We start from the raw sequence: 4,857 nt of genomic DNA, 5'->3' as shown, positions 1-4,857 counted from the left end.
AGTAGATCCCGGGTCAAGCCCGGGATGACGAAATAGGAAGTAATCTCTGCACACTCCCCGTCATCCCCGCGAAGGCGGGGATCTTGTTTGGCATCGGCGCGTTGTTTGAGTAGAGCCCCAGATGACGTTTATTGAGATCTCGGCCTTATTGAGTAGATCCCGGGTCAAGCCCGGGATGACGAAATAGGAAGTAATCTCTGCACACTCCCCGTCATCCCCGCGAAGGCGGGGATCTTGTTTGGCATCGGCGCGTTGTTTGAGTAGGCTCCGGGTCAGGCCTGGGGTGACGGTAAAGGTAACGTCATCCCCTGAACTTGCGCCCCCTGAACTTAACGGGCATAGTGACGCCATACTCAGGATGATTACCGTATATAAGCATGACCGCGTTATTTGCCATGGTGGCGGCAGACCACCACGCTATATTAGATTTGTTTGATGAGGCCAGCCGCCATACTAACCTGGCGCTCAGCTGGCAGAATTCGCATTGTTTAGTAGGTAGTTATTGTTCTCGTGGCAGTGCCCGCGACCAGAGTTTATCGCAGTTTTCCCTGCCAAACGGCAATGTTATTGCCAGTGTCACTGCGCCGTTGTCGAACAGCGAACTAAGCAGCCAGTTCGATAAACAACCAGCAGGGATCTCGAATGTGATCACCGGGCCACACACCGTATTTACGTGGCACAACACACATAAAAAGCTTTATGCATCACGCGATGCGCTTAATCAGCATGTGTTGTACTACGGTAACGTAGATGGCGTAACGGTAATCAGTTCAGAAGCGTCTTTTATCGCTAAATTGATGCCCAAGCGGCCAACCTTAAATACCACCGCCCTTGCCTGCTGGTTAGCCGGGCAGCCCAATCCAGGGCTGTGTTTATATAACGAAATTCACACTCTCCCACTTGGGCAAAGCATTGAGGTGAGTCCGGCAGGAAAAGTGCATCTGCACATATTCTGGGATATCGATCCGCATAACAAACTAATATTGGGCAGCGACAGCGAATACAGGGAAGCCTTTTTGGCGTTATTGCGCGGTTGTGTGAGCAGCCATATCCATCCTTCAGATTCGTTGGTAGTTAGCCAGATGAGCGGCGGCATGGACTCCACATCAATTACCGCGCTGGTAAACGAGTTACTAAAAAGTCCGCGCGCCTGCAGAGCACTGTCGCACTTGTACAGCCATTCTGCCAGTTGCGATGAATCTGCCAACATTAAAGCCATGTATGCCAAACTCAATCTGGTTGATCCCATCCAGGTAACAGTTGATGCTGGCGCACATCGGGATTTTTTATCGCTCTACCCTACCGACTTTGATTCGCCCGGTACCGTGCTGTCGCCCAGATATCATCAGGAATGTGACTTGATAAGAGCCGCTGGCGGACACCGCTTACTTACCGGTAACGGCGGTGACGAAATGTGTTGGGGCCATGCCAGTGCCTACACAGAGCGCCTTTGGGCGGGGGAATTTGGCGTAATTGCGGAAGTGCTGAAAGCCTGTAAGCAAACCGGCATGGCGCGCTGGCCGGTAGCCCGTTCGCTATTTGTTAAGCCGCTTATTCCTCAGTGGCTGTTAAATACTGCGTATAAATTAAAAGGCTACTCACCGTCGAATATTCCGCCCTGGCTAACGCCACAGGCAGCAAAGGCTGCCACCGATGCCAGCCAAATTGCGAATCCCTTTAACCAGCGCAAGCAGCCGGTTAACTATGCCCGCTATCACGCCATGAAAACCACCTCTACATACAATTCGGTGCGGTCGTACCAAAAAGTGGGATGGCAATACGGCATTAATGTTGCGCACCCGTTTTTTGATGCACGCATGGCGGAATTCAGCTTTGCTGTACCAGGTAAACAATTGATTCGCGGCCCGTATCCTAAGTGGTTGTTGCGCAATGCCATGCAACATCATTTGCCCGAATCGGTGTGCTGGAACGTGAAAAAAGTGACTTTCGACAACCACTTTGGTCAGTTAGTAAAAGACAACGCAGAGCCACTGCGCGAGTTACTTAACGACACACGCCTGGCTGAACTGGGACTGGTAAATAATGCTGTACTGCTTAAAGCCTTCGACGCGGCATTGAGTGGCAATGGAGTGAGTATGCATGTGGATCTGCTTTACGCCATTTTAACTCAGCGCTGGATCCAGCAACACCACTGAGTAGATGTGTTGTTACCCAAATCCCGTGTGGCTCTAGCGTAAAGCAGCCAGAATTTGCTGGCTCTGCTCACCTGCCAGTTTGAGTTCGGTATAAGTACTGACTACTTCCGGACCGTCGTTAATCAGCTTTCCCTGGTGTGTTAACCAACAGTGCGCTTTTAGGCGGCTGTCTTGCTTTGCTACCCCAAAATGCAGTGTGGTTTCATAGTCATACTCAGCCAGCAATTGTTGTTGTACCACACAGCGGCGTAAACAGTTTATGCGAAATACATGATGGCGTGCGGCCATTTCGCTCAGCCGAATAGCGTCTTGCAACGAAAAAGAAAGTGAGCGCCCACTATTATTATTAAGGCTATTAAATAGGCGCATCTTCCACCAATGATAGGGTAAATACTGAATGCGGATATGCCAAATGGCAAACTGCCACCAACAGCGCACAAACCATTTTTTTTGCGCGCTATTGAGTGCCCAAAACTGAGAAAGAGACTTAAACACCGCTCGCTTCGGCAAGGTCTGCCTGAACTAAATCGGCCATTAACACATTAAAATCGGACTCGGCCTGCTGCGCACTCACATCGTAAATATCGGCGATATACTGCGCAATTTGCTTTGCTGATTTACCTTGTTGCAACTGTTCAAGCATGTCGGCGCCTACATTGTTAAGCGTGTAATACTCACCCGATTCTGGCTCTAACAACACCATTTCATCGGCAACTTTCTGTAATAACAATTCGGGCTTTAACTGATAGGCAGACATATTTTACTCCTGATAGTCGGACCTGGTTGACTGACGCTGCAAGGTACCATTTTCCAGTTGGTACACCACATCAGCAACATCAGACAGTGTAGGATCGTGCGAGATCATGATAACGGTAAACTGCGCAAATAATCCATGAAATTCCTCTTTAAAACTCAAGCGTGCCTGCTCATCTAACATAGAGGTAGGTTCGTCCAGCAACAGTATTTTTGGCTTCATCAGCAGCGCTCTGGCTAATGCAATACGCTGGCGCTGGCCGCCAGACAGCCTTACACCGCCCTCGCCTACCTGGGTTTCGTAGCCTTGTGGTAAGCGCATAATAATGTTGTCGAGTCCGGCCTGACTGGCCGCCTTATACACATCGTCGGCAGCCGGATTGGCAACACCATAAGTGAGGTTTTCATAAATACTGCCGTTTAACAGCAACACATCCTGCGACACCAGCCCAATAGCGTGTCGCAGCGAGGCGGTAGTGGCCTGTTGAATATTCTGGCCATCAATTAAAATTGCCCCTTTTGACGGCTGAAAGAAGCGCATTAGCAAATGCAGCATGGTAGTTTTACCACCACCGTTCTGGCCGTAAATCAGCATGTTTTGCCCGGCTTTAAGGTGAAACGACACGCCTTTTAATATGCAGCCACGCTGTGGAAACGCAAATTCAACGTTATCGAATACAATATCGCCCTGCGCTACGCTAATCGGTACTCCATGCTCATCGCGGGGTTCACTTTCCAAATGATACACATGCAACAGGCGTTCAGACGCACCAATAACTTGCTGTAACTGACCATACAATCCGGCCAGCGATCCCAACGGCCGGGTAAACACAATGCCATACAGCAACAAACTAATCAGATCCGGAATACTCAGCGTGCCGGCATTAAATTTAAGCACACTCATGATCACCACAATTAAAATACACAGAGAAGCCAGGAACTGAATAAGCGGCGACAGCAGGGCTTGCAAACGAAATTGTTGCGCCCGTAATGCCAGTATTTCCTTAGAGCGACGCTTGAATTTAGACGACTCCGACGCTTCTTTGTTAAATGCTTTTATAAGCGATATGGCGCCAATGTTTTCACTGGCCTGAGCAAGGGAGTCGGCCTGGCGCTGCACCAGCGCACGCGATATGGGCTGCATGCCCCGGCTCACCAGCTTTAAAATGATATAAATAATTGGAACCAAAAAACAAATAAGTAGAGCAATAGTGGGTTCCAGCATGTACATCAGAACACCCGCGCCAATTAACACCAAAATGTTAGGAATAAGGTTAGTTAGCACACTGGAGGCAAAAAAACTCACTACCGCCAGGTCGTTAGTGAGCATCGACAGTACGTCACCGCGCTTGTTTTCCTGAAAATACTGGATGGGCAACACCTGAATATGGTCGTACAGTCGGCAGCTAAGCTCTGCCATTAATCGCGCACCAACCAAATTAACATTGTAGGTAGACAAAAATCGAAGTGCGGCCTGCGCGGCAAATAACGCCACCCACAAATACAGGTATTTCAGGTGGTTATTATTCAGAATAGTTACTTCCTGAAGAAACGACTGAGACTGCTGACCCACTAAATAAGGCACAGTAAGGCTAACAGCGGTTTCGGTAACCATAAGCATTACCACCAGCGTGAAAGACCATTTGTAGGATTGAAAAACCTTTAAGCCGTAGTGCAGTCGCAGGCTATTGAACATGTGTACTTCCGTTATTGTTACCCGACACCTGGGCATCGTCCCCTGTTCTGTGTGGTGTTACTTTACAACACTCCCTATGCTGCGTCACCCCCGTCATCCCCGCCCTTATCCGTCATCCCCGCCCTTCTCTGTCGTCCCCGCCCTTATCCGTCATCCCCGCGCAGGCGGGGATCTCGTTTGGCATCGGTGCGTTGTTTGAGTAGATCCCGGGTCAAGCCCGGGATGACGGTAAGGGAAGTCATCCCCGCGCAG

Annotated in this window: 4 protein-coding genes; 1 reads left to right on the top strand and 3 read right to left on the bottom strand. The window is 49.7% G+C overall.

The genetic code is table 11. From position 1 onward, the window contains the following. Nucleotides 1-377: 377 nt before the first annotated feature. On the top strand, nt 378-2,156 hold the full coding sequence (locus FJ444_RS20095) for a lasso peptide isopeptide bond-forming cyclase (protein ID WP_140961527.1): 1,779 nt from the start codon (nt 378-380) through the stop codon (nt 2,154-2,156). Between the two features lie 33 nt (nt 2,157-2,189). Here FJ444_RS20095 and FJ444_RS20090 read toward each other — a convergent pair whose 3' ends face one another. Genes FJ444_RS20090 through FJ444_RS20080 form a run of 3 tightly spaced genes read right to left on the bottom strand, consistent with a single transcriptional unit; the run spans nt 2,190 to nt 4,605 of the window. Then, nucleotides 2,190-2,651 (bottom strand): lasso peptide biosynthesis B2 protein, encoded by a 462-nt coding sequence (locus FJ444_RS20090; protein ID WP_181405249.1) that lies wholly within the window; start codon nt 2,649-2,651, stop codon nt 2,190-2,192. Beyond that, the gene (locus FJ444_RS20085) at nt 2,644-2,913 is read right to left on the bottom strand and encodes a PqqD family protein (protein ID WP_140961524.1); all 270 of its coding nucleotides are present in this window, start codon (nt 2,911-2,913) and stop codon (nt 2,644-2,646) included. Before FJ444_RS20085 ends, FJ444_RS20090 begins: the two co-directional genes overlap by 8 nt. A 3-nt stretch (nt 2,914-2,916) precedes the next feature. After that, a complete protein-coding gene (locus FJ444_RS20080; protein WP_181405248.1) occupies nt 2,917-4,605 on the bottom strand; it encodes an ABC transporter ATP-binding protein in 1,689 nt (562 codons plus the stop codon). Nucleotides 4,606-4,857 lie beyond the last annotated feature (252 nt).

Origin of the sequence: Aestuariibacter sp. GS-14 (genome assembly GCF_006494365.1) — a bacterium.
GTDB classification, from domain to species: domain Bacteria; phylum Pseudomonadota; class Gammaproteobacteria; order Enterobacterales; family Alteromonadaceae; genus Alteromonas; species Alteromonas mangrovi.
This window is presented reverse-complemented; position numbering and strand designations above follow the sequence as displayed.